The 22,101-nt window shown below is 68.4% G+C and carries 17 protein-coding genes and 2 pseudogenes; 7 read left to right on the top strand and 12 right to left on the bottom strand.

The features are described 5' to 3' along the window. Position 1: 1 nt before the first annotated feature. A complete protein-coding gene (gene epsC / locus AC5Y3P_RS11860) occupies positions 2–586 on the bottom strand; it encodes a serine O-acetyltransferase EpsC (RefSeq protein WP_500046097.1) in 585 nt (194 codons plus the stop codon). A gap of 1 nt (position 587) precedes the next feature. Continuing rightward, a complete protein-coding gene (gene cysK / locus AC5Y3P_RS11855; protein ID WP_500046096.1) occupies positions 588–1,523 on the bottom strand; it encodes a cysteine synthase A in 936 nt (311 codons plus the stop codon). A gap of 460 nt (positions 1,524–1,983) precedes the next feature. Between cysK and AC5Y3P_RS11850 the strand changes: the two genes are divergently transcribed. The 4 genes and pseudogenes from AC5Y3P_RS11850 to AC5Y3P_RS11835 form a co-directional block, all read left to right on the top strand. Further along, positions 1,984–3,339, top strand: a complete 1,356-nt coding sequence (locus tag AC5Y3P_RS11850) for a sulfatase family protein (protein WP_500046095.1) — start codon at positions 1,984–1,986, stop codon at positions 3,337–3,339. Positions 3,340–3,405: 66 nt separating this feature from the next. Beyond that, on the top strand, positions 3,406–4,209 hold the full coding sequence (gene stf0 / locus AC5Y3P_RS11845; RefSeq protein WP_500046094.1) for a trehalose 2-sulfotransferase: 804 nt from the start codon (positions 3,406–3,408) through the stop codon (positions 4,207–4,209). After that, positions 4,206–4,493: pseudogene (locus AC5Y3P_RS11840) on the top strand (phosphoadenosine phosphosulfate reductase domain-containing protein); the annotation flags it as partial. The gene stf0 and the pseudogene AC5Y3P_RS11840, both read left to right, overlap by 4 nt. Positions 4,494–4,495: 2 nt before the next feature. Beyond that, positions 4,496–4,864 (top strand): annotated as a pseudogene (locus AC5Y3P_RS11835) (adenylyl-sulfate kinase); the annotation flags it as partial. A gap of 261 nt (positions 4,865–5,125) precedes the next feature. On the opposite strand, the gene AC5Y3P_RS11830 reads toward AC5Y3P_RS11835, so the two are convergent. The 10 genes from AC5Y3P_RS11830 to AC5Y3P_RS11785 all read right to left on the bottom strand — a co-directional run bounded on the left by AC5Y3P_RS11830 (position 5,126) and on the right by AC5Y3P_RS11785 (position 20,409). Further along, the gene (locus AC5Y3P_RS11830) at positions 5,126–6,511 is read right to left on the bottom strand and encodes an HNH endonuclease signature motif containing protein (protein WP_500046093.1); all 1,386 of its coding nucleotides are present in this window, start codon (positions 6,509–6,511) and stop codon (positions 5,126–5,128) included. Between the two features lie 415 nt (positions 6,512–6,926). Beyond that, entirely contained in the window at positions 6,927–9,659 is a 2,733-nt protein-coding gene (locus AC5Y3P_RS11825; protein WP_500046092.1) for a fumarate reductase/succinate dehydrogenase flavoprotein subunit, read from the bottom strand. Beyond that, positions 9,659–10,408 (bottom strand): ABC transporter ATP-binding protein, encoded by a 750-nt coding sequence (locus AC5Y3P_RS11820; RefSeq protein WP_500046091.1) that lies wholly within the window; start codon positions 10,406–10,408, stop codon positions 9,659–9,661. Before AC5Y3P_RS11820 ends, AC5Y3P_RS11825 begins: the two co-directional genes overlap by 1 nt. Then, positions 10,405–11,271: an ABC transporter permease gene (locus AC5Y3P_RS11815; RefSeq protein ID WP_500046090.1), complete on the bottom strand. Its 867-nt coding sequence runs from the start codon at positions 11,269–11,271 to the stop codon at positions 10,405–10,407. Before AC5Y3P_RS11815 ends, AC5Y3P_RS11820 begins: the two co-directional genes overlap by 4 nt. After that, positions 11,268–12,689 (bottom strand): ABC transporter substrate-binding protein, encoded by a 1,422-nt coding sequence (locus AC5Y3P_RS11810; RefSeq protein ID WP_500046089.1) that lies wholly within the window; start codon positions 12,687–12,689, stop codon positions 11,268–11,270. Before AC5Y3P_RS11810 ends, AC5Y3P_RS11815 begins: the two co-directional genes overlap by 4 nt. Positions 12,690–12,712: 23 nt before the next feature. Then, on the bottom strand, positions 12,713–12,940 hold the full coding sequence (locus AC5Y3P_RS11805) for a 4Fe-4S dicluster domain-containing protein (protein ID WP_500046088.1): 228 nt from the start codon (positions 12,938–12,940) through the stop codon (positions 12,713–12,715). Next, positions 12,937–13,614, bottom strand: a complete 678-nt coding sequence (locus AC5Y3P_RS11800; RefSeq protein ID WP_500046228.1) for a GntR family transcriptional regulator — start codon at positions 13,612–13,614, stop codon at positions 12,937–12,939. The genes AC5Y3P_RS11805 and AC5Y3P_RS11800 overlap by 4 nt, the downstream gene beginning before the upstream one ends. Before the next feature lie 311 nt (positions 13,615–13,925). Next, on the bottom strand, positions 13,926–15,668 hold the full coding sequence (locus AC5Y3P_RS11795) for an ABC transporter ATP-binding protein (RefSeq protein WP_500046087.1): 1,743 nt from the start codon (positions 15,666–15,668) through the stop codon (positions 13,926–13,928). Then, a complete protein-coding gene (locus AC5Y3P_RS11790; protein WP_500046086.1) occupies positions 15,665–18,286 on the bottom strand; it encodes an ABC transporter ATP-binding protein/permease in 2,622 nt (873 codons plus the stop codon). The genes AC5Y3P_RS11795 and AC5Y3P_RS11790 overlap by 4 nt, the downstream gene beginning before the upstream one ends. Before the next feature lie 125 nt (positions 18,287–18,411). Beyond that, positions 18,412–20,409, bottom strand: a complete 1,998-nt coding sequence (locus AC5Y3P_RS11785) for a glycoside hydrolase family 15 protein (protein ID WP_500046085.1) — start codon at positions 20,407–20,409, stop codon at positions 18,412–18,414. Positions 20,410–20,534: 125 nt separating this feature from the next. On the opposite strand from AC5Y3P_RS11785, the gene AC5Y3P_RS11780 reads away from it, so the two are divergent. From AC5Y3P_RS11780 to AC5Y3P_RS11770, 3 genes are all read left to right on the top strand, one after another. Next, on the top strand, positions 20,535–20,729 hold the full coding sequence (locus AC5Y3P_RS11780) for a hypothetical protein (protein ID WP_500046084.1): 195 nt from the start codon (positions 20,535–20,537) through the stop codon (positions 20,727–20,729). 101 nt (positions 20,730–20,830) lie between these two features. Beyond that, positions 20,831–20,926: an Ms4533A family Cys-rich leader peptide gene (locus tag AC5Y3P_RS11775; RefSeq protein ID WP_500046083.1), complete on the top strand. Its 96-nt coding sequence runs from the start codon at positions 20,831–20,833 to the stop codon at positions 20,924–20,926. Positions 20,927–21,060: 134 nt separating this feature from the next. After that, the coding region (locus tag AC5Y3P_RS11770; RefSeq protein WP_500046082.1) for a sulfate ABC transporter substrate-binding protein at positions 21,061–22,101 on the top strand (1,041 nt) is incomplete at its 3' end.

Raw genomic sequence — 22,101 nt, 5'->3', positions numbered from 1 at the left:
CTCAGATGTACATCGCCGGGTCGATGTAACTGGTCGGGTCGACCAAGGGCTCACGCTGCTTCTCGGTGCGGTGCCGGACCACCGCCGGGATGCCGGTGGCGATCGAGTCCGCCGGTACGTCGTGGGTCACCACGGCGTTGGCGCCGATCGCGCTGCCGTCCCCGACCGTCAGTGGCCCAAGCACTTTCGCGCCGGCGCCGACGGTGACTCCGTTGCCCAGGGTGGGGTGCCGCTTGCCCTGGTTCAGCGAGCGGCCACCCAGCGTCACGCCGTGGTAGATCATCACGTCCTCGCCGATCTCGGTCGTCTCACCGATCACCACGCCCATCCCGTGGTCGATGAAGAAGCGTCGGCCGATCGTCGCGCCGGGGTGGATCTCGATGCCGGTGGCGAACCGGGTGCCCTGGGACAGCAGCCGCGCCAGTCCGCGCAGCCGCGGCCGGCGCCACAACCGGTGCGCGATCCGGTAGGACCAGATCGCATGCAGTCCCGAGTAGACCAGCGCGTTCTCCAGGTCGCCGCGTGCGGCCGGGTCATGGGCACGCGCGTTGGCGAGGTCTTCGCGCAGCGTCGAGAGCAGGCTCATATCAGTCGCGGATGTGCTCGAACAGCGGCGTGGAGATATAGCGCTCGCCGAAGTCCGGCACGATCACCACGATCAGCTTCCCGGCGTTGGCCGGGCGCTTGGCCAACTGCAGCGCGGCCCACACGTTGGCGCCGGCCGAGATGCCGCCCAGGATGCCTTCCTCGGTGCCCAGCTCCCGGGCCACCCGCAACGCGTCGTCGAACTCGACGTCGACGATCTCGTCGTAGACGTCACGGTCGAGTACCTCGGGGATGAAGTTGGCGCCCAGGCCCTGGATCTTGTGCGGTCCCGGGTCACCGCCGGTGAGGATGGCGGAGTCCTTGGGCTCGACGCCGACGATCTGCACGCCCGGCTTGCGTTCGCGCAGCACCCGCCCGACCCCGGTCAGGGTGCCGCCGGTGCCGATGCCGGCCACGAAGATGTCCACGGCGCCGTCGGTGTCGGCCCAGACCTCCTCGGCGGTGGTGGTGGCATGGATCTGCGGATTGGCCGGGTTGGCGAATTGATCGGCGGCCACCGCGTTCTCGGTCTCGGAGATGATCTGTTTGGCCCGGGCCACCGCGCCGGCCATGCCTTCGGAGCCCGGGGTCAGCACGATCTCGGCGCCGAACGCCTTGAGCATCACCCGGCGCTCGGTGGACATGGTGTCCGGCATGGTCAGGATCACCTTGTAGCCGCGAGCCGCACCGACCATGGCCAGCGCAATGCCGGTGTTTCCGCTGGTGGCCTCGACGATCGTGCCGCCGGGACGCAGTTCGCCGGACGCTTCGGCGGCATCGATGATGGATACCCCGATCCGGTCCTTGACGCTGTTGGCCGGGTTGTAGAACTCGAGCTTGGCCGTCACCTGCGCATCCAGGCCCTCGGTCAGCCGATTCAGCCGCACCAGCGGGGTACCCCCCACCAGCTCGGTGACGTTGCCGTAGATATTGCCCATTGCTGACCTCTCGTCGTGCCCTACTCGTGCTGCCCTGCCGGTGTGGACGCCCCGGCTCAACTCAGCCGATGCCGAGCCGGGATTATTCCGATGCTATTCGTCGCCCGCCACGGCGCGGCGAACAGCCCTGACGAACATGTCGACTCGTGGTCTCGAGTCAGCAGCTAGGTAAGCTGGTCGCCGTGTCGTACACCGCACCGCCGAGCCGCACTGCCGTGCTGTGCCGCGCCGTGCGTTGTTGTCGTCGTTGACGCTCTGACGCCCTGATTCCCCGGCGTTGCGGCCGCTGCCTGCCGATGGTGCGGTACCGCGCCGTTCGTCTTCGAAAGTCAACCGGTATGACCGCTACAGTTTCCGAACTCCGCCGACCCGGCCCGCGCCGCAGCGCGTTCACCGACGGGAGTTCTGCTCACCCTGATTCGATCCGGCACCGACCGCACCGACGGGCACTGTGGAAGCCATGAATACCGACAACGTTCTCCTGGTGCACTGGCATGACCTGGGCCGCTACCTGGGGGCCTACGGGCACTCGGATGTGGTCAGTCCCCGGATGGACGCGCTGGCCGCCGAGGGCATCCTGTTCACCCGTGCACATGCCACCGCTCCACTGTGCTCACCATCGCGCGGATCGTTGTTCACCGGGCGCTATCCGCAGTCCAACGGACTGATCGGTCTGGCGCACCACGGCTGGGAGTACCGCCCTGGGGTACGCACCCTGCCGCAGATCCTGTCCGGATCAGGTTGGCGAACCGCACTTTTCGGGATGCAGCATGAAACCAGCGTGCCGTCCCGGCTGGGCTTCGATCATTTCGACGTGTCCAACTCGTACTGCGAATACGTGGTGGAGCAGGCGACCGAATGGCTGCGTAGCTCGGCCGCACAGCCGTTTCTGTTGACCGCCGGGTTCTTCGAGACCCACCGGCCCTATCCGCACGACCGCTACCAGCCGGCCGATGCCGCGGCAATCGCGGTGCCCGACTACCTGCCCGACACACCCGAGGTGCGCCAGGATCTCGCGGATTTCCACGGCTCGATCACTGTCGCCGATGCCGCGGTGGGCCGCCTGCTCGACGTGCTCGACGAGACCGGGCTGGCCGAGAACACCTGGGTGGTGTTCGTCACCGACCACGGCCCGGCGCTGCCGCGGGCCAAATCCACGCTGTACGACGCGGGTACCGGCATCGCCCTGATCGTGCGTCCACCACGCAGCCGTGCGGTGCCGTCGGGGGTCTACGACGAGCTGTTCTCCGGGGTGGATCTGTTGCCCACTTTGCTGGATCTGCTGGGCGTGCAAATCCCACCGGAAATCGAAGGGTTGTCGCACGCCCAGAATTTGCTGAATGGGAACATTGAAGTGCGTTCCGCGGTCTATTCGATGAAGACTTTCCACGATTCATTCGATCCGATCAGAGCCATTAGGACCAAGGATTTCAGCTATATAGAAAACTATGCCGCGCGGCCATTGCTCGACCTGCCCTGGGACATCGCCGAGAGTCCGTCCGGGCAGGCCGTGGCCGGGGTGGCCGGGACGCCTCGACCGGAGCGTGAACTGTACGACCTCAGGGTCGATCCGGGTGAGCAGAACAACCTTTTGAACTCGGGTGATGCTGGAGATTTCGCCGTGCTGGCAAAGGATCTCGCGATGCTGTTGAACGACTGGCGGCAAGCCACCAACGACGTGCTTCCCTTCGAGTTCGCCGGCACCCGGATCTCCGAGCGATACACCCAGACCTACGCCCAGATCAAGGGCATCCCCCATCCGAGCAGGGCCGCCGACGCCGCACACCGAGGCATTCGCGGAGAAACTGGACAATAGTTCTTTTCGCGGTGAATGAATTTCGCCTGCGCTGCGATTAATATCAGTTGCTATTACGCTCCCCGCATGCCCGATCATCCGACCGCGTATCTGGTCCTCGCCGCACAGCGCAGCGGCAGCACCCTGCTGGTCGAATCACTGCGCGCCACCGGCGTGGCGGGGGAGCCGCAGGAGTTCTTCCAGTACCTGCCGCACACCTCGATGTCGCCGCAGCCGCGGGAGTGGTTCGCCGACGTGGCCGACGAATCGATCCTGCGCTTGCTCGATCCGCTGGTCGAGGGCAAGCCCGACCTGGCACCGGCCGAGATCTGGCGCGACTACATCCGCACGGTGGGCCGCACCCCCAACGGCGTGTGGGGCGGCAAGCTGATGTGGAACCAGACCCCGCTGTTGCTGCAGCGCGCCAAGGAGCTTCCGGAGCGTTCGGGAGACGGGTTGCTGGCGGCGATCCGCGACGTGGTCGGATCCGATCCGGTGCTGGTACACGTCCACCGGCCGGATGTGGTGTCGCAGGCGGTGTCGTTCTGGCGTGCCGTGCAGACCCGGGTGTGGCGCGGCCGACCCGAACCGGTGCGGGACGCTCGCGCGGAGTATCACGCCGGAGCCATCGCGCACGTGGTGTCGATGCTGCGGGCCCAAGAGGCCGGCTGGCGGGACTGGTTCGCCGAGGAGGGCGTCGAACCGATCGAGGTGCCCTATCCGGTGTTGTGGCGCAACCTGACCCAGATCGTCGGCGACGTGCTCGAGGCATTGGGGCAGGACCGCCGGCTGGCGCCGGACCCGGTGTTGGAACGCCAGGCCGACCAGCGGTCGGATGCCTGGGTCGAGCGCTACCGCACCGACGCGCAACGAGAGGGGCTGCCGCTGTGAGCACCGCGACCACCGACACCACGCACGTCGACGAACTGCGGCTGCTGGAAGCCGAAGCCGTGCACATCATTCGCGAGGTGGCGGCCGAACTGGCCAAGCCGGTGCTGCTGTTCTCCGCTGGCAAGGACTCGATCGTATTGCTGCGGTTGGCAGAGAAGGCGTTTCGGCCGGCACCGCTGCCGTTCCCGGTGCTGCACATCGACACTGGACACAACTTCGACGAGGTGATCGAGTTCCGGGACCGGCGCATCACCGAGCACGGCCACAAGCTGCTCGTCGGCTCGCCGGCGACCGAGCCGAGAACATTCGGCGGGTCGGGCATCTGACCAGGCTGCTGGCCGACTCCGGGGTCGTTGCCCTGGCTTCGCTGGTCTCCCCGCTGAAGTCGGATCGCGAGATCGCGCGCAAACTCAATGAAGCCGCCAAGCTGCCGTTCCTCGAGGTCTACATCGCGACCTCGCTGGCCGAATGCGAACGCCGCGACCCCAAGGGGCTGTATGCGCGGGCGCGCAGCGGTGAGCTCCGCGGGCTGACCGGTGTCGACGGCCGCTACGAGCCGCCGGAGAGCCCGGATCTGGTGCTGGACACCACCGGTGCGGATATCGACGCGCTGGTGGGCCAGGTGCTCGACGTGCTCAAGCTCGCCCAGGAGTAGACCGCACGGCGGCTGAAATCACCGTGGCCGCATCCGGTGTCCAGCGGGTCGTCGGTGGCACCCTTCACCCAGGGCGCCCAGGGCGCCCAGGGTGTCCAGCAGCTGAGTGGCGGGTGCGGGGTCGGCCGGGTGACCGGCCCGGCACCCGCCGTGCGGTGGATGGCGTCGTCTCTGTGGAATTGTCAAGGTGCGTACGAATATTGTTGTCTCTGTGTAGTTTTCGAGTTGTACGGTGTGTCGGCGTCCTGCTGGGTGGGGTGGTCAGGCGGCAGTGGGCAGTGCAGTCAATGTGCGGCGGGCGTGGCAGCGGAGGTGTTCGGGCGCTCTGGTGGGATGAGCCGGGTCGACCGGTGGGATGAACCAGGGGTGGCGGTCGGGACCGAGGTAGACCTGCCAGCCATCGTGGTGGATCATCCGGTGATGGCGCCGGCACAGCAGGACGCCGTTGTCGACGCTGGTGGTCCCGCCGGCCGCCCACGGTCGGATGTGATGAGCGTCGGTCCACGACACCGGGCGCCCACACCCGGGGAATGCGCACCCACAGTCCCGGGCGGCCAGGGCTTTGCGGATCTTCGGCGGGAACAACCGTTGGGTGCGACCCACATCCAACGGTGCCCCGCAAGCGTCGACGTAGACCGCGGTGACCGCGGCGTCACAACTGATCAACTCGGCCGTGGTGGTGGTGACCGGACCGCAGAACCCGAGGGTGTCGACCGCCGACCCGATGCCAGGGAAGGCTCCAGGGCCTGCAACCGCACCCAGCTCGGCAACAAGAGCGTCGGGGTTGCCCGCCGCGGCGCCTGCAGATGCTGGGCGGATGAGGGTGATGTGCGGCAGGACCCCGCCGGAAGTGGGCCGAGACTGTCCACTGAGGTAGCTGCGCAACAGTTGGCCGAATCCGTCGGCGCGGCGTTGCCCGGCCGTACGGGGGTCTGGTGAGCCGTCGGGTGCCGGGCTGGGGCGGCACAACGCGTCCAACGCCGCGTGCAACTCCTCGCCGGTATGTACGTCCAGGTCCATTCGTGCTTGTACCCGGCCGTCACGGGTTTGGGACAGGGTCATGTCGTTGAGTGCGGCGTCCTCGGCGACTGGCACACCTGCCGGCGTCGGGTGGTCGGGGGTCAAGGCGATCGCCAAGCCGCGCGCCTTCCGTGTGATCGCTGCGGGACTGGCCTCGACCATCAACGCCGTCGTGATCCGCGCCCGCTCTGTTTCGTCGATCGCCACTCGGGCCTGAATGTGGGCGATACCGGCGCAGATCGCGTCGGCGGCTTCCAGGCCCACGCCACCGACCCGGGCAGCGCGGGCCAGCGCCGGTATGCCGGGGGCAGCGCGGCCGACGCGCATGGCGCGGTAGGCCACCGCCGGAGCCACGCCCAACCTCGTCAAGGATTCCGCTCCTGCGCCGACTCCGAGGCGCTCAACCGCATTCGCGGCGCCGGCCATCACCGCGTCGAGCAGGTTACGCAGCGCGACCACGGCGGTCAGCACCGCAGCCAGCCGTGGTTCGTCGTCACGGCGCGGTGCGGCGAAGACTTCGTAGAGCCTGCGACCTCCACCACCATCAACACCGCCAGGGCAGACGGGTGGCGGTGCCAACTCCTCGATGAGCAGATTGACGACGGTATCGATGTCAACGGAATCCATAGTGGACACCTGAGCTTCCCTATTACCCGCGCAACAGCGCGACACCCACGAAGAACAACGGACACCGACGGCCCCGCCAGAGGGGGCAGCACCATCGAGTCACACAATGACGAGGCGCGTTAGGAGTCCGGGAGAGTCAAACCCCTATTCGAACGTTTGTTCTAGTCTACGCCGATTCGGCGACAATGCAAGAGAATTCGAGGACATCTCCGGCCGCCGTCCGACCACTCCGGAACCCGCCCGTCCGACCACTCCGGAACCCGCCTACTCGCGCCCCGGCGATAGGTGCCGAGGTAGTTGGCGGTCGCATCACCGAGGCCGTCGCATCGCCGTGGCCATCGGGGCCGGGGGAGGCCGCTGGTTCGGCCATGTCTGGCATCAGCGGAGCATCCGTTGGCAGCTTGAGCATCAAGCATTAACGGGACGAGCTGACCGGTTCCCGGGTCAGCGCCCGACGGGCGTAGGCGCGCACGTCCGCATCGCTGTCGACCAGGGCGCCGTCGAGTGCCGCCCTGGCAGCGGGCTCGGTGCTCGCCCACGGGCTCAGGCTCAGCACGGCAGCCTTGCGCACGTCCAGGTGCGGGTCGGTCAACGCGTCGGCCAGCAGCGGCACCGCGGCCTGCGGTTCGGCGCCGGCCAACGCCCGGGCAGCGCCCTGCCGGATCTGCCAGGCATTCTCGCGCAACGCCCGAGCGACGACGTCGACGTCCTCGGCGGTGCACCCCACCGCGCCGAGCGCCGCCAACGCGGCGGCCCGCACCAACGGATCCGGGTCGGCCAGCAGCTCACGCACCACCGCACCGCTGCCGCTCGACCTCACGCCGCCAGCCGCCAGTGTGCCCAGCCCGCCGGCCACCGCGATCCGCACCTCGCGGTTGGCGTCGGCGGCCGCGGATGCGACACCGTCGGCATCGTCCACCGACACCAGGGCCCGCACCGCCTCGATTCGCACCCGATGATCGACGTCTTCGAGTGCCGTTCGGTACCAGGAGCTTTCGCCGCTGCGCCGGGCGGCCAACAGGTACAGCGCGGTGGCGCGCACGATGGGGTCGGCCGAGCCGAGATGGGCGGCGACCTCGGCGGGTGCCGGCACCACCTCGACCAGTTCGCGCAGGCCTTCGGCCGCGGTCCGGCGCACCGCGACGTCGGCATCGGCCAGTGCGGCCACCAGGGCCGGACCGTAACCGTCGCACAGGGTTTCGGTCAGCACGTCGACGGCGGTGCGGCGGACGCCGGGATCGTCGTCGGCGAGGAACTCGGCCAATTCGTCGAGGCTCGGCGACTCCAGCGCCAGCACCGCGACGATCCGCGCCGACGGCGGCGCCACCGGCTCGGCGGCCGCCACCCGCTCGGCGACCGGCTCCGGTGCCTGGCCGGTGGCCAGCGGCGGCTGGGCCACCGGAATCGGCTCGGTCTCCGGTCCGGGCAGGTCATCGAGCCCGGGCACCGGCACGAAGTACGGTGCCACCGGACGTTTGACGAACTGCATGGTGCCGTCCGCACCCCGGTACAGGTTGAGGTGGAAGCGCCAATTGGCATCGTCACGGCGCGGGGCGTCGGCGCGGTCGTGGTAGAGGCCCCACCGGGATTCGTCGCGGGTCAACGACGACCGCGCGGCCATCTCGGCGCAGTCCCGGATGAACGACACCTCGACCGCGCGCATCAGTTCGTGCGGGGTGCGGGCCCCGATGCCGGCGACCTCGGCCCGCATCCGCTCGAAGGTCTGCACCGCCAGCGACAGCTTGGTCGCGGTCTTCGGTGGTGCCACATAGTCGTTGACGAAGCGGCGCAGCTTGTATTCGACCTGCGGCTGCGGCGGACCGTCCGGCTGGCGGGCCGGACGGTAGATCAGCTCGTGGGCGGCCTCGATCTGCTCGGGCGGCAGGTCCTGCGGTGCAGTCAACTCGGCCAGAGTGCCGGCGGCGTGCGCACCGGCCAGGTCGCCGTAGACGAACGCCCCGATCATGTAGTTGTGCGGCACGCAGGCCAGGTCGCCGGCCGCGTACAGCCCGGGCACCGTGGTGCGGGCGTGCTCGTCGACCCACACTCCGGACGCCGAATGCCCACTGCACAAACCGATCTCGGAGATATGCATCTCGATGTCGTGGCTGCGGTAGTCGTGCCCGCGGTTGGCGTGGAAGGTGCCGCGGGTGGGTCGCTCGGTGGTGTGCAGGATGTCCTCGAGTGCGCTGAGCGTCTCGTCGGGCAGGTGACTGACCTTCAGGTAGATCGGGCCCCGGGCGGATTCGATCTCGCGCTTCACCTCGGCCATCATCTGACCCGACCAGTAGTCGGAGTCGACGAACCGCTCACCGAGTGCGTTGACCTGATAACCGCCGAACGGGTTGGCCACGTACGCGCAGGCCGGGCCGTTGTAATCCTTGATCAGCGGGTTGATCTGGAAGCATTCGATGCCGGACAACTCGGCGCCGGCGTGATAGGCCATCGAATACCCGTCCCCGGCGTTGGTCGGGTTCTCGTAGGTGCCGTACAGATATCCCGACGCCGGCAAGCCGAGCCGGCCGCACGGTCCGGTGGCCAGGATCACCGCCTTGGCGCCGACCACGACGAATTCGCCGGTGCGGCTGTTGAATGCCGCTGCGCCCACCGCGCGGCGCTGCTCGCCGGTGCCCTCGGTGAGCACCCGCACCGGCACCACCCGGTTCTCGATCCGGATCTTCTCGCGCATGGATCGTTGCCGCAGCACCCGGTACAGCGCCTTCTTGACGTCCTTGCCCTCGGGCATCGGCAGCACGTACGAGCCCGACCGGTGCACCTGGCGCACCGCGTACTCGCCGTGCTCGTCCTTCTCGAATTTGACGCCGTAGCGTTCCAGCCGCTGCACCATCGCGAACCCGCGGGTGGCGGTCTGATAGACGGTGCGCTGGTTGACGATTCCGTCGTTGGCCCGGGTGATCTCGGCGACGTAGTCCTCGGGCTCGGCCTTACCCGGGATGACGGCGTTGTTGACGCCGTCCATGCCCATGGCCAGCGCACCGGAGTGTCGCACGTGCGCCTTCTCCAGCAGCAGCACCGAGGCGCCGTTCTCGGCCGCGGTGAGCGCGGCCATGGTGCCCGCGGTCCCGCCGCCGATCACCAGCACGTCGCAGTCCAGACGCAGGGCGTCCTTCGGTTCGGGGATGTCCATCAGCCAACCAGCTCCGTATGATCAAGTGCAGTAAGGATTTCGGTGCGCAGCGCGGCTCGGTCTTGGCCGGGCTGGCGCGGGTTGGGTATCTCGAGCAGGGCCCGCACCGGCTCACCGGCCCGGCCCAGCACCGCCACCCGATCACCGAGCAGCAACGCCTCGTCGACGTCGTGCGTGACGAACACGACCGTGGTGGGGTGCGCGCCCCAGGTGTCGATCAGCAGCCGCTGCATGCTGGTTCGGGTTTGCGCGTCCAGGGCGCCGAACGGTTCGTCCATCATCACCGCGCGCGGCGCGCCGGCCAGGCCGCGGGCCAGCTGCACGCGTTGGCGCATGCCGCCGGACAGACTCTTGGGCAGATAGCGTTCGAAACCGGACAAACCGACGTCGGCGATCCAGCGCTGTGCCTCGGCGCGCCGGCCCGAGCGCGGCCGGCCGGCCAGCGACAACGCCAGCTCGACATTGGATTGCACGGTGCGCCAGGGCAACAACGCGTTGTCCTGGAACACCATCGCGCGGTCCCGCGAGGTGCCGGTGACCGGCTGGTCGTCGGCGGTGATGGTCCCGGCGTCGGGCGCCAGCAACCCGGCCAGCGCACGCAGCACGGTGGACTTGCCGCAGCCGGACGGCCCGGTCAGCACCAGGATCTCGCCGGCCCGCACCGACAGGTCGAGCCCGTCGACCACTGCCGCGCCGCCGTAGGACAGCACCACGCCGCTCAGATCCAATCGCATTCCCTGGCTGGTCATTTCGCGTTCTCCTCACCGCGCGGCAGCCACCGGGTCAGCCGACGTCCGGTCAACTCGACCGCGGCCGAGGTGAGAAAGCCCAGCACGCCGATGGTGATGATGCCGACGAAGACATCCGGGTAGGCCAGCACGGTGTAGGCCTGCCAGGTGCGGTAGCCCACACCCAAACGGCCGGAGATCATCTCGGCGGAGATTACACAGATCCACGCCACTCCGATCCCGACCGACAAGCCGCCGAACACGCCGGGCAGGATGCCGGGCAGCACCACCCGGGTCAGCACGTCGAACCGGCCGCCGCCCAGGGTGCGCACCGAGTCCTCCCACAGTGTGGGCAGGGCGCGCACCGCGTGCCGGGTGCTGACCATGATCGGGAAGTAGGCGGCCAGGAACGTGATGAACACGATGCCGGACTCGTCGCTGGGGAACAGCAGGATGGCCACCGGGACGATCGCGATCGCCGGGATGGGCCGGGCCAGTTCGGTCAGCGGACCGAAGATATTCGCGAACCACCGCGAGCGGCCCAGCATGATGCCGGTGGCCACCCCGGCCACCCCGGCCAACGCGAATCCGGTCAGGATGCGGATCAACGACTGCCCGAGGTCCAGCCAGTACTCGCCGGTACCCAACCGGTCGATGAGCACCGAACCGATCTCGGTCACGGTCGGCAGCGTGTCGAAACGCAGCCACAGCCGGACGTCGTTGCTGGTCAGCAGTTGCCAAGCGAGGATGAAGGCGAGCACCGAGCCGACCCGGACCGCGATCGCGGTCCAGGAGCGGCGTTGCGGCGCCGCGGCGGCGGCGGGTGCGACGACGACGTCGTCGGCGGGTTGCTCAGCGGTCAGCACGGCTGCGGGGGCGCTCATTGCACACCCGCCAGGGCCTGCTGGTAGTCGAGCACGGTGCCAGTCGGGTGCGTGCTCAGGTAGCGCTGCGCGCCGGCCTGGGTCGCGAACGGCAGGTAGTCGGCGCCGTCGCGCACCCACACCGACTTGTCGGCGAACCAGCGGGTACCGAACTCGGTGTCCGGCACGTAGGCCGCACGCACCTGCGCTCCGTCAGCGGTCGCTTCCCGGATGGCGCGCAGCAGGCAGCCCGGGTCGGCGGCCGGCTGGGTGGCGTTGCGGCCGACCAGCCACAGCTCCCCGGCGCGCGCCGGGTCGTCCACCTCGACATTGCAGACCGGGTCGTGACCGCGCACCGCCGACGGGTTGACCAGGCTGGCCAGTTCGGCGTCGTAATCGCGGTCCCGCTCGGTGAAGGCCTTGCGCAGCGCGGTGTCCGAGATGAACCGGTCGATGTCCAGATCGGCGAAGTCGCCGATCGACTTCAGGTAGGGCACATCACCTTTGAACGCCTCGATCAGCTCGGGCTTGAGCGTGGTGTCGAAACTGGTGCCGCCCGGACCGTTGTACAGGTAGACCACCTCGGCGGGCAGACCGCTGCCATCGGCCACCAGCTGCGCCGACTCCAGCGGGTGTTCGTTGAGGTAATCGGTGGCGTCGAGCTGGGCCTGCAGGAACGCGTCGAGCACCTCCGGATGGGCATTCGCGTAGTCGCGGCGCACCACCACGCCGTGGAAGGTGGGGTAGTCACCTTCGGCACCGTCGTAGAGCAACTTGGCCTTGTCCTGGAACACCAGCAGTCCGGGCCAGGCCACGAACTGGGAAAGTGCTTGCACCTGACCGGATTCCAACGCCGACGCACCGACCTGCGGCTGCTGGTTGAGCACCTCGACACCGGTGGCCGGGTCGATGCCGGCGTTGTCGAGTGCGCGCACCAGGGTGCCGTGTCCGGCCGAGCCGACGCTGGCTGACACCTTCTTGCCGCGCAGATCGGTGATCGAGGTGACCGGCGAGTCCGGGGTCACCACCACCATGTTCAGTGCGCCGGTCGGGCTGTAGCCGGTGACCGAAACCATCTCGGTGCGGGCCCGTTCGTTGCTCTGCGTGCGTGAGCCGTTGATCAGCATCGGATAATCGCCCATCGAGCCGATGTCGATCTTCTCGGCGACCATCTGCGCGGTGATCGGGGCGCCGGTGTCGTAGTCCTGCCACTGCACGTCGTAGTCGACGCCGTTGGCCGCGCCGATCTCGGCCAGACGCTGCTCCAGGAATCCCTTGGCGCGCAACAGGGTTCCCGCGGTGACGGTGTTGATGGTCTTGGATTGGTAACCCACCACCACCGGGATGGTGTCGGCCGAGCCGGAACCGGAGTCCAGCGAACAGGCCGAAAGGGTCGCCGCGGTGGTGACGGCGAACAAACTGGCTAGTGCACGTTTCATGGGCTGTGCCTCTTCGGGGGATGTCAGCGGAGCAGATAGGGCATGTTGACCGAGACTGCGCCGGTTGGACATCGGGCTGCGCACGGCCCGCAGTACCAGCACTCGTCGACGTGCATGTAGGCCTTGCCGTTGTCCGGGTTGATCGCCAGCGAATCCAGCGGGCAGACGTCCACGCACAACGTGCAGCCTTGGATGCACAGCGATTCGTCGATGGTGACCGGCACGTCGCCGCGCTGGTTGGTCAAGGTCATGTCAGGCCCCTCGCGAGATGTCCGCGCAGCGTGATCCGGTCGCCGCGCATGCGGATGTATTCCAGGTCGACGGGCGTGCCGTCGTCGAGATGGCTGAGCCGTTCCAGCAACAAGACCGCGGCGCCGTCGGGCACCTGCAGGATCGCCGCCGAATGCGGATCGGCGGCCACCGCCTCGATGGCCAAGGTCGCCGACCCCAACGACTGGCCGGTGACCTCCTCGATCAGTGCGAACACGTCGTTGTGTTCCAGCGAGTGCTCCAACAGCTGCTCGCCGACGTCGGGGTTCAGGTAAGTCATGTCCAGGCTCAGCGGCAGATCGCCCAGATAGCGCAGCCGCTCCAGGAAGATCACCGGCGCGCCGGGACGAAGCCGCAGCCGGTGCGCCACCGCCGGGGGAGCGGTGACGCGGTGCGCGGCGCGCACCTCGTTGCGAATCTCGCCGTAACCCTTGAACGTTTCCTTGAGCCCCACCAACGCATCCAGGCCGTGGTCGTACTTACGCACCGCGACGTGCGTACCGACCTTGGGGCCGCGGTCGATCAAACCCTCGGACTTCAGCGTCGTCAACGCTTGCCGCACGGTGTTGCGGGATACGAAGAACTCCTCGGCCAGCTGCGTCTCACCCGGCAGGCCCTCGGGGTATCCGCCGGAGTGGATCTGGTGTCGCAGCATGTCGGCGACCAGCCGGGCGTGGTCGGCGCGGGTACGCCGCCGCAGCGGGATCGGGTCCGCTTCGGTCACCGTGTACCTCCGGTTCGGCTGGCTGACTGGTCGCCCTCGAGACGTTAGGGACCAATTCAGCCGAGCCCGAAGCGGGCGCCGACCAGGTTGTGCGGGCAGCGGCCGAATCCGCCACTCGAGCCACCGGCGTGGCCGCTGTTACCAGCGACGACGGCTCAGGAACCGGGTATTGCGCCAGCCTTCACATCGGGCGCAGCGTTGCGATCAGCCTGAACGGAACTGCTCGCGCCGGGAAGGCTGATTCAGTTGGTGGCGGCGATCTGCCAGCCGGCGCTGTCCTGGCGCTGCCGCCAGAACTCGGCGAACCGGCCGCCCGCGGTCGCGAGCGCATCGATCGCGCCTTGTTCCACGATCCGGCCGCCGTCGACGAACAGCACCTGGTCGGCGTGGCTGATGGCGCCGAGGCGGTGCGCGATGATCACCCGGGTGCGGGCCTGCGGGTCCTCGGCGATGGCCCGGGTGATGGCGGCCTCATTCTCGTTGTCCAATGCGCTGGTGCCCTCGTCGACCAGTAGCAGACCGGACGGTTTGACCAGGGCGCGCGCGATGCTGACGCGTTGCCGTTCACCACCGGACAGGCCGGTGCCGGCCTCGCCGACCCGGCTGCGTTCGCCGTCGGGCAGCCGCGCGGTGATCACGTCCACCCGGGCCAGCCGCATCGCGGCGTCCAACTCCTCGGCGCTGGCTTGCGGATGGCCGACCCGGACGTTGTCTTCGATCGGCCCGTCGAACAGGTACGGGTGCTGGAACACTATGGCGGGCAACGCCGCCCGGGTGGCCGGGTCCAGGTCGGCCAGATCGGTGCCGTCGATCAGGATCTGTCCGCTGGTCGGGGTGTGCAGCCCGGCCAGCAGCGCCACGATGGTGCTCTTACCGGACCCGGACGGGCCGACCACCGCGGTGGTACTGCCCGGCTCCAAGGTGAAGTTCAGCTCGGAAACCACCTCCGGGCCGTCGCCGTAGCCGAACCCGACGTTGCGGAATTCCACCCGCGGCGAGCGGGTTTCGGTGCTGAAGTCCGGGTCGGCCAAAGCGGACACCGCGGGCGCCTGCTGCACCGAGCGCAGCCGGTCCAGCAGTCCGCGGGCGGACTCGATGGCGGTGGCCAGTTCGGACAGCACAGTGAACGGTTCCAGGTAGCGCACCGTGACCACCAGCAGCGCAACCGCTTCCGGGGCGCTGAGTTGCCCGCGCACGGCCAGCGTGACGACGGTGCCGGCCAACGCGATCAGGCCGATCTGGCTGGCGATGCTGAACAACACCTGCCCCGGAATCTGGAACAGCAGCAGCCGGCGGGTGGCACCCTGGGCCGCGGTCACCGCCGCACCGGTGTGGCTGTGCGCCGCGGTGACCCGCCGCGCCGCGCGCAACGCCTGCTGGGTACGGGCGAACTCCAGGATCCGTTCGGTCAGTGCACTGTGCGCGGCGGCGTCGGCCGCGTCGGCGGCCCGCACGATCCGCATGCTGGCCCACAGCGCACCCAGCAGCAGCGGCAGCGCGATCAGCGCGGCCACGCCCAGCTGCCAGGTGATGAAGAACAAGCCGATCGCAATGGCCGCCGGCAGCAGCACGGCCCCGATGATCGGGGTGACCAGGTTGGCGGTCATGCCCACCAGGTCGGGTGCGGTGGCGGCGATGGATTGCCGTGCCGCAGCGGTGTTGTCACCGTCGAACCAGGACAGCGGGATCCGGGTGAGCCGTTCGGTCAGGCCGCGCTGCGTGGTGTCCATCAACGCGAAACCCAGCCCGTACCCGATCCGGGCCAGCGTGTAGTCGACCAGCCAGGCCGCCACCGTGACGACGGTCAGCCAACCCACCCACGGCCAGGCCTCCGAGGGCGTCGGGCCGAACAACGCGCTCAGCAGCGGCACCAGCAGCAGGCAGCTGGCCGCGCGCAACACCACCGACAGCAGGGTCAGCACGCCGTAGCCCAGCAGTTGGCTGCGTTGGGTGGCCGGAACCAGTGAGATCAGTGTGCGAATCATGCCTGCCCCTGTCCGCTCAGCACGGTCTCATCGGTCATCCGGTGTTCCCACAGCCGGCGGTAGCCGCCGTCGGCCTCCAACAGCTGGGCGTGCGTGCCGCGTTCGGCGATCCGGCCGTGTTCGAGCAGCACGATCTGGTCGGCGTTGGTGATGGTATGCAGCCGGTGCGCGATGACCAGCACGGTGCGGTGCGCGATCAGCCGGGCCAGGGCCTGCTGCACCAGGTACTCCGATTCCGGGTCGGCGAAGGCGGTGGCCTCGTCCAGGATCAGGATTTCGGTGTCGGCCAGCAACGCCCGGGCGATGGTCAGGCGTTGGCGTTCGCCGCCGGACAGCGCGGTGGCGCCGTCGAGCACGGTGTCGTAGCCGTCCGGCAGCCTGGTGATCCGCTGGTGGATCTGGGCGTCGGTGGCCGCCGCGATGATCTCGTCGCGGCTGGCGTCCGGGCGGGCCAGCGCGATGTTGTCGGCGACCGTGCCGGCCACCAGCTGCACATCCTGAAACACGAAGCCGACCTTGGCGTAGAGCTCATCAGGGGTCAGCGAGCGGATGTCGCGGCCGCCGATCCGGATCGCCCCGGAATCGACGTCGTGGAAGCGGGCCAGCAGCGCGGCCAGCGTCGACTTACCCGAACCGGACGGGCCGACCAACGCGGTCACGGTGCCCGGCGACAGCTGCAGGTCCACGTCGTGGATCACCGGCACACCGGGCCGGTAGCCGAACGTCACGCCGTCGAATCGGACACCCTCGTCGTGCGCTTCGGCAGTGCTGTCGGCGACGGTGTCCAGTTCGTCGGCCTCCAGCGTGACGGCGATGTTGCGCGCGGCCTGCATGCCGTCGCGCAGCCCGGCGAAGCCGTAGGCGATGCCCAGCAGCCGGCTGCCGAACGTGGTGCCCAGGATCAAGAACGGCAGCAGCGTGCTGGCCGGCATCGAACCGCCCGCCACGAACAGCGTTCCGACGGTGGTGATCAGCCACAGGAATGTGGTGGGCCGGGTGGCCAGGTCCATGAACGTCTTCTTGCCGATGAACGGCCGCTGCCAGTCGTTGAGGAACGCAATGTAGGCGTCCAGCTTGGCGGTGAACGACGACGCCGCCGAGCCGCCGAAGATCCGGATCACCGGCTGGCCCTCCAGGTAGGCACCGGCCGAGCCGTTCATCTGTTCGGCCCACTTGGCGGCCTCGACGATCTTGGGTCCGCTCTGGAACACCATGGTGTAGGTGGTCAGCAGGTAGACCAGGATCGGGATCAGCAGCACCAGCGCCAGTCGCCAGTCCACCACGAACAGGTAGATCAGCACGGCCAGCGGAGCGACCACGGCGGCCACCGCATCCGGCACCGCATGCGTGATCAGGTAGTGCAGCGACAGGGTGTCATCCGAGATCAGCTTCTTGACCGCTGCCGAACCGCGAAGGTCGAACCAGCCCAACGGAACTCGGGCCAATTTGTCCAGCAGTCGGCGTCTGATCGCGGCCGAGAATTTCACGTCGACCAGGTGCAGCCAGAAGGTCAGGATCGCGGCCAGCAGGGTGCCCACCCCGAGCAGCACCACGAACAGCACCAGCGTGCTGCGCAGCTGATCCTCGCCGGCGCCGGTCAGCAGTTGCCGGGCCAACTCGACCAGCACCACGAACGGCGCCAACTCCACCAGCGTGATCAGCCCCTGCAGCACACCGCTGGCGATGAGTTGACGCTTGACCGGGGCCAGCAGGTCGCCGGTGGCCTGCGCCCGCCAGCGCCCGCGCGGCGCGCTCGGCGGCGGCAGCTCGGCAGCCTGGTCCGTGGCCGCGCCCACGGCAGCGGGCACCGGCGCATCGGGCCCGGCCGCTTCGGCAACCGACTCAGCGGTGGCGGACTGCTCGTCGGCCGGCTCGTCGGCGCGTGAACTGCCCATCGCCTTGCCGCGGTTCCAGTACGCCTGGGCGTGGATCTCGGACTTGGGAAAACCGAAGTCGCGCAGCCGTTTACGCAGATGCTTGAGTGCGGCAGCCTCTGGTCCGGCCCAGGCATACCAGTTCGACCAGTCCCGGTCCTCGACGGCGGCGGCCAGCGCGGTGTCGTCGGTGCGCTCCACCCAGTGCAGCCGTCGGCGCGGATGCTCGGTGACGGTGAGCAAATCGTCGTCGGCGCAGTGCTTTTCCAGATACACCTCGACGTCCACGTCGGGTGGCAGCACGGCCAGGATCGAGTTGATCGCCGGCAGTGACGCCGAATCACCGATCAGCAGGAAACCGGCGGGCAGCTCGTCGGGCACCTCGAACCGCGACGAGCCCAGCGTCATCACCGAGACCGTCATACCCGGTTCGGCGCTGGCGGCCCAGGCGCTGGCCGGGCCGGACGGCTCATGCAGCATGACGTCGATGCTGAACCGGCCGACGTCGGGATCGGCCCAGGAGAAGGTGTAGGCCCGCTGGAATTCGGTGCTGCCGCCGTCGGGATCGGGGAACCAGAACCGCAGCCAGGCGGTGGGCTCGTAGCGGGCATCGGTGAACACTGTCTCCGAGGAGAAGGTGATCCGGACGCAGTGCGGTGTGACCCGCGTGGTCTCGAGCACCGTGGCCTGATGGTCGCGCGCGCCGAAGCCGCGCATCATGGCGCCCTGAATGCCTCTACCCATAGATGATCTCTGTCCTCCAGGTCGACGTCCCCGCGCGAGTTGTTAGGTTACGCTAACTTGCTCGCCTGGGGGAGGGTCGAGCGGCCTGTCCGAGATCACCGAACAACCCGCGGACGCCGCCTGGGTCAGCCGGGTGAATGCGCGGGCTGAAACACCCCGGACAGATCGGATTCCTGCTCGGCCCGGATCACGTGCACGACGGCGTTGATCAGCGCCAGGTGCGTGAAGGCCTGCGGGAAGTTGCCCAGGTGCCGGCCGGTGCGCGGCTCGATCTCCTCGGCGTACAGGTGCAGCGGGCTGGCGAAGGACAGCAGCCGTTCGCACAGGTGCCGGGCCTTGTGGATCTCGCCGATCTCGACCAGCGCCGAGACCAACCAGAACGAGCAGATCGTGAAGGTGCCCTCTTCCCCGGACAGGCCGTCGTCGGTCTCCTCGACCCGGTAGCGCAGCACCAGGCCGTCTTCGGTGAGCTCGTCGGCGATCGCCAGCACGGTGGCCCGGATCCGCGGGTCGTCCGGCGGCAGGAACCGGGTCAGCACCGCCAGCAGCAGTGACGCGTCCAGTGCGTCGTCGCCGTAGCGCTGGGTCAACACGCCGCGCTTGTCGACACCGCGTTTGAGCACGTCGGCCTTGATCTCCTCGGCGACCGCCCGCCACTGTTGGGCGTAGCTCTTCTCGCCCTGCAGTTCGGCCAGTTTGGAGCCGCGGTCCAGCGCCACCCAGCACATGATCTTGCTGGAGGTGAAGTGCTGCGGTTCGCCGCGCACCTCCCAGATCCCGCGGTCGGGTTCGCGCCAGTGCTTGATGGCCTCTTCGACCTGTTCCTTGAGCACCGGCCAGAGCGTCTCGGGGATCTGTTCGCGGGATTTGGCGTGCAGATACACCGAGTCGAGCATGGTGCCCCAGATGTCGTGCTGCATCTGGTTGTAGGCGCCGTTGCCGATCCGGACCGGCCGCGAATTGTCGTAGCCGGACAGGTGGTTGAGCTCCTCTTCGACCAGGCTGCGCTCACCGCCGACGGCGTACATCACCTGCAGCGGGTGCCGTTCGCCGTTGTTGGCGCCGGACACGTCGGCGATGAAGGCGAAGAAGTCGTCGGCCTCGCGGTCCAGGCCCAGGGTGTAGAGGCCCCACAGCGCGAACGTGGAATCCCGCACCCAGGCGTAGCGGTAGTCCCAGTTGCGTTCACCTTGCGGGGTCTCCGGCAGCGAGGTGGTGCTGGCGGCCAGCAGCGCGCCGGTCGGCGAGTAGGTCAGGCCCTTCAGGGTCAGCGCGCTGCGCTGCAGATAGGACCGCCACGGATGGTCCGGGAAGTCACCGACGTTGATCCATTGCCGCCAACACTCGCTGGTGGTCCACATCTTCTCGGCGGCTTCTTCGAAGTTCTGCGGCGCCGGGTGCTTGGACCAGCTCAGCGCGACGAACACGGTGTCGCCTTCCTTGAGCCGGGTGCGGGCCCGGGCCTCGTGGCCCTCCAGACCCAAACGCAGGTTGGTGGTCAGCCGCAGCGTGGGGTGCGCGTCCGGGTTGCGCGACGCCCGCGCAATCGCCTCGCCGTAGGCCTGCGCCGAGTACTCCCAGCGGGCCGGGATGCGGTGGTAGTCGAAGCTGGGCTCGCAGTTCATCACCATTTCGACGGTCCCGGACACACACCGCACGGTGCGCAACAGGATGTGTTCGGCATCCCAGTCCATCGGGGTGCGCCGGTGCGTGCGGGACCGCGATTCGATGTCGTGCCAGGGGCCCATCACCAGCGCTTCGCGCACGATCAGCCAACCGGTGTGGGTTTGCCAGGTGGTTTCCAAGATCAGGCTGCCGGGCAGATAGCGGCGCGCCGACGGGACCGAGACGCCGTACGGCGCCAGCCGGAAGTGGCCGGCGCCGCGGTCCAGGATCGCGCCGAACACGCTGGGCGAATCCGGACGCGGCACGCACAGCCACTCCACCGAACCGGACGAGGAGATCAAGCAGGTGTTCTCGCAGTCCGACAGGAATCCGTAGTCGGCGATCGGCGGGAACGCGTTGCGCAACGTGCCCGAGGGCAGGTGCGGCACCGGGGCGGTCGGGGTGAACGGTGGGGTGTCTCCGGATTGGACGTCTCCGGATTGGATGTCGATCGCCATCGCACCATCTTGGGCTGCGGACACCATTGCCGTCTACCGGCCCAGCTCGGCTGTGCGCGCCCCGGCCGACCGCCAGGCGCTGTGGTCTTGGCGAATCATCACGTGCTGATCGTAAGGTGGTCGCAATGGATGGAGTCCTGAGTTGGTGGGATGGGGTCGAGCTGTGGCTGTCCGGCCTGGACTTCGTGCTGCAAACCATCGTGGTGATGCCGGTCGTGCTGCTCCTGGCCTATGCCATCGCGCTGCTGCTCGATGCGGTGTTGGGCAACACCATCCGGGTGTTGCGCCGGCTGCGCGGTAAGGACGAGGTGCCCGGATGAGCGGTATGCCGCGGTCCCGTGTGACCCTGACGCTGGTGCTGCTGTTGGTGCTGGTCGTCCTCATGTGGTTGCTTGCCCGCTGAGCTGTTAGGCTTCCCGCCATGCAAACGGCGTCGGGCAACAGGGGTGGCCACGTGCTGACCCTCATTGCCGTCGGTTTCTGTGCCGTTGCCGATGTTTGCTGTTGTCGTCGCTGATTCCGCCCCGTCCGCCTCGGTTCGGTGTCGGTGATGTCTGAGTTCTGCGCATAGCGCCGCTGCCATCGCCTCCCTTTCATGAGGACCACGGGTTCCCAACCATCACTCCTCACCAGGCATAGAAAGGGCAGTCCATGTCATTCCTGAAGTTCGTTCGGCCGCACGGGCGCAAGCTGGCCGTGGCTGCTGCGCTGGCCGGCACCGCCTCGCTGGTCGCTGCCTGCGGCGGCGGATCGAGTGACGTGGTCGGGGCCGAGGGCGGCAGCGACGCCGAAACCACCCTGACCCTGGTGGCCTACGCGGTGCCGGAGCCCGGCTGGAGCAAGATCATCCCGGCGTTCGCCGAGACCCCGGAAGGCAAGGGCGTGGCCGTGACCACGTCCTACGGCGCCTCCGGCGACCAGTCCCGCGGCGTCAAGGAAGGCAAGCCGGCCGACCTGGTGAACTTCTCGGTGCAACCCGACATCACCCGTCTGGTCGACGCCGGCAAGGTCGCCGAGGACTGGAACGCCGACGCCACCAAGGGCATCCCGTTCGGCTCGGTGGTCACCTTCGTGGTGCGCGAGGGCAACCCGAAGAACATCAAGGACTGGGACGACCTGCTGGCACCCGGCGTCGAGGTGGTCACCCCCAGCCCGCTGAGTTCCGGGTCGGCCAAGTGGAACCTGCTGGCCCCGTATGCGGCCAAGAGCAACGGCGGCAAGGACCCGCAGGCCGGTCTGGAGTTCGTCGACAAGCTGGTCTCCGAGCACGTCAAGACCCGCCCCGGCTCCGGCCGCGAAGCCACCGACGTGTTCCTGCAGGGCACCGGCGACGTGCTGATCAGCTACGAGAACGAAGCGATCCACGTCGAACGGCAGGGCAAGCCCGTCGAGCACGTCAACCCGCCGCACACCTTCAAGATCGAGAACCCGGTCGCGGTGGTGACCACCAGCGCGCACCACGACAAGGCCGTCGCGCTGAAGAACTTCCTGTTCACCGCCGAGGGTCAGAAGCTGTGGGCCGAGGCCGGGTTCCGCCCGGTCGACCCCGCGGTGGCCGTCGACTTCAAGGACGACTTCCCGACGCCGGAGAAGCTGTGGACCATCGCCGACCTGGGCGGCTGGGCTGAGGTCGACCCGGCGCTGTTCGACAAGGACAACGGCAGCATCACCAAGATCTACACCAAGGCCACC

The organism is Mycobacterium sp. NGS45 (assembly GCF_059812645.1).
The sequence above is the reverse complement of the archived record's forward strand: the minus strand, read 5'-3'. Positions and strand labels throughout refer to the sequence as shown.

What these genes read in the sequence shown, in the direction of transcription:
- AC5Y3P_RS11805 (WP_500046088.1), bottom strand. Translation starts at nt 12,940, where the DNA reads ATGACCTTGACCAACCAGCGCGGCGACGTGCCGGTCACCATCGACGAA.
- stf0 (WP_500046094.1), top strand. Translation starts at nt 3,406, where the DNA reads ATGCCCGATCATCCGACCGCGTATCTGGTCCTCGCCGCACAGCGCAGC.
- AC5Y3P_RS11775 (WP_500046083.1), top strand. Translation starts at nt 20,831, where the DNA reads ATGCAAACGGCGTCGGGCAACAGGGGTGGCCACGTGCTGACCCTCATT.
- AC5Y3P_RS11800 (WP_500046228.1), bottom strand. Translation starts at nt 13,614, where the DNA reads ATGCTGCGACACCAGATCCACTCCGGCGGATACCCCGAGGGCCTGCCG.
- AC5Y3P_RS11790 (WP_500046086.1), bottom strand. Translation starts at nt 18,286, where the DNA reads ATGGGTAGAGGCATTCAGGGCGCCATGATGCGCGGCTTCGGCGCGCGC.
- AC5Y3P_RS11830 (WP_500046093.1), bottom strand. Translation starts at nt 6,511, where the DNA reads ATGGATTCCGTTGACATCGATACCGTCGTCAATCTGCTCATCGAGGAG.
- cysK (WP_500046096.1), bottom strand. Translation starts at nt 1,523, where the DNA reads ATGGGCAATATCTACGGCAACGTCACCGAGCTGGTGGGGGGTACCCCG.
- epsC (WP_500046097.1), bottom strand. Translation starts at nt 586, where the DNA reads ATGAGCCTGCTCTCGACGCTGCGCGAAGACCTCGCCAACGCGCGTGCC.
- AC5Y3P_RS11850 (WP_500046095.1), top strand. Translation starts at nt 1,984, where the DNA reads ATGAATACCGACAACGTTCTCCTGGTGCACTGGCATGACCTGGGCCGC.
- AC5Y3P_RS11825 (WP_500046092.1), bottom strand. Translation starts at nt 9,659, where the DNA reads ATGGACATCCCCGAACCGAAGGACGCCCTGCGTCTGGACTGCGACGTG.
- AC5Y3P_RS11815 (WP_500046090.1), bottom strand. Translation starts at nt 11,271, where the DNA reads ATGAGCGCCCCCGCAGCCGTGCTGACCGCTGAGCAACCCGCCGACGAC.
- AC5Y3P_RS11820 (WP_500046091.1), bottom strand. Translation starts at nt 10,408, where the DNA reads ATGACCAGCCAGGGAATGCGATTGGATCTGAGCGGCGTGGTGCTGTCC.
- AC5Y3P_RS11795 (WP_500046087.1), bottom strand. Translation starts at nt 15,668, where the DNA reads ATGATTCGCACACTGATCTCACTGGTTCCGGCCACCCAACGCAGCCAA.
- AC5Y3P_RS11785 (WP_500046085.1), bottom strand. Translation starts at nt 20,409, where the DNA reads ATGGCGATCGACATCCAATCCGGAGACGTCCAATCCGGAGACACCCCA.
- AC5Y3P_RS11810 (WP_500046089.1), bottom strand. Translation starts at nt 12,689, where the DNA reads ATGAAACGTGCACTAGCCAGTTTGTTCGCCGTCACCACCGCGGCGACC.
- AC5Y3P_RS11780 (WP_500046084.1), top strand. Translation starts at nt 20,535, where the DNA reads ATGGATGGAGTCCTGAGTTGGTGGGATGGGGTCGAGCTGTGGCTGTCC.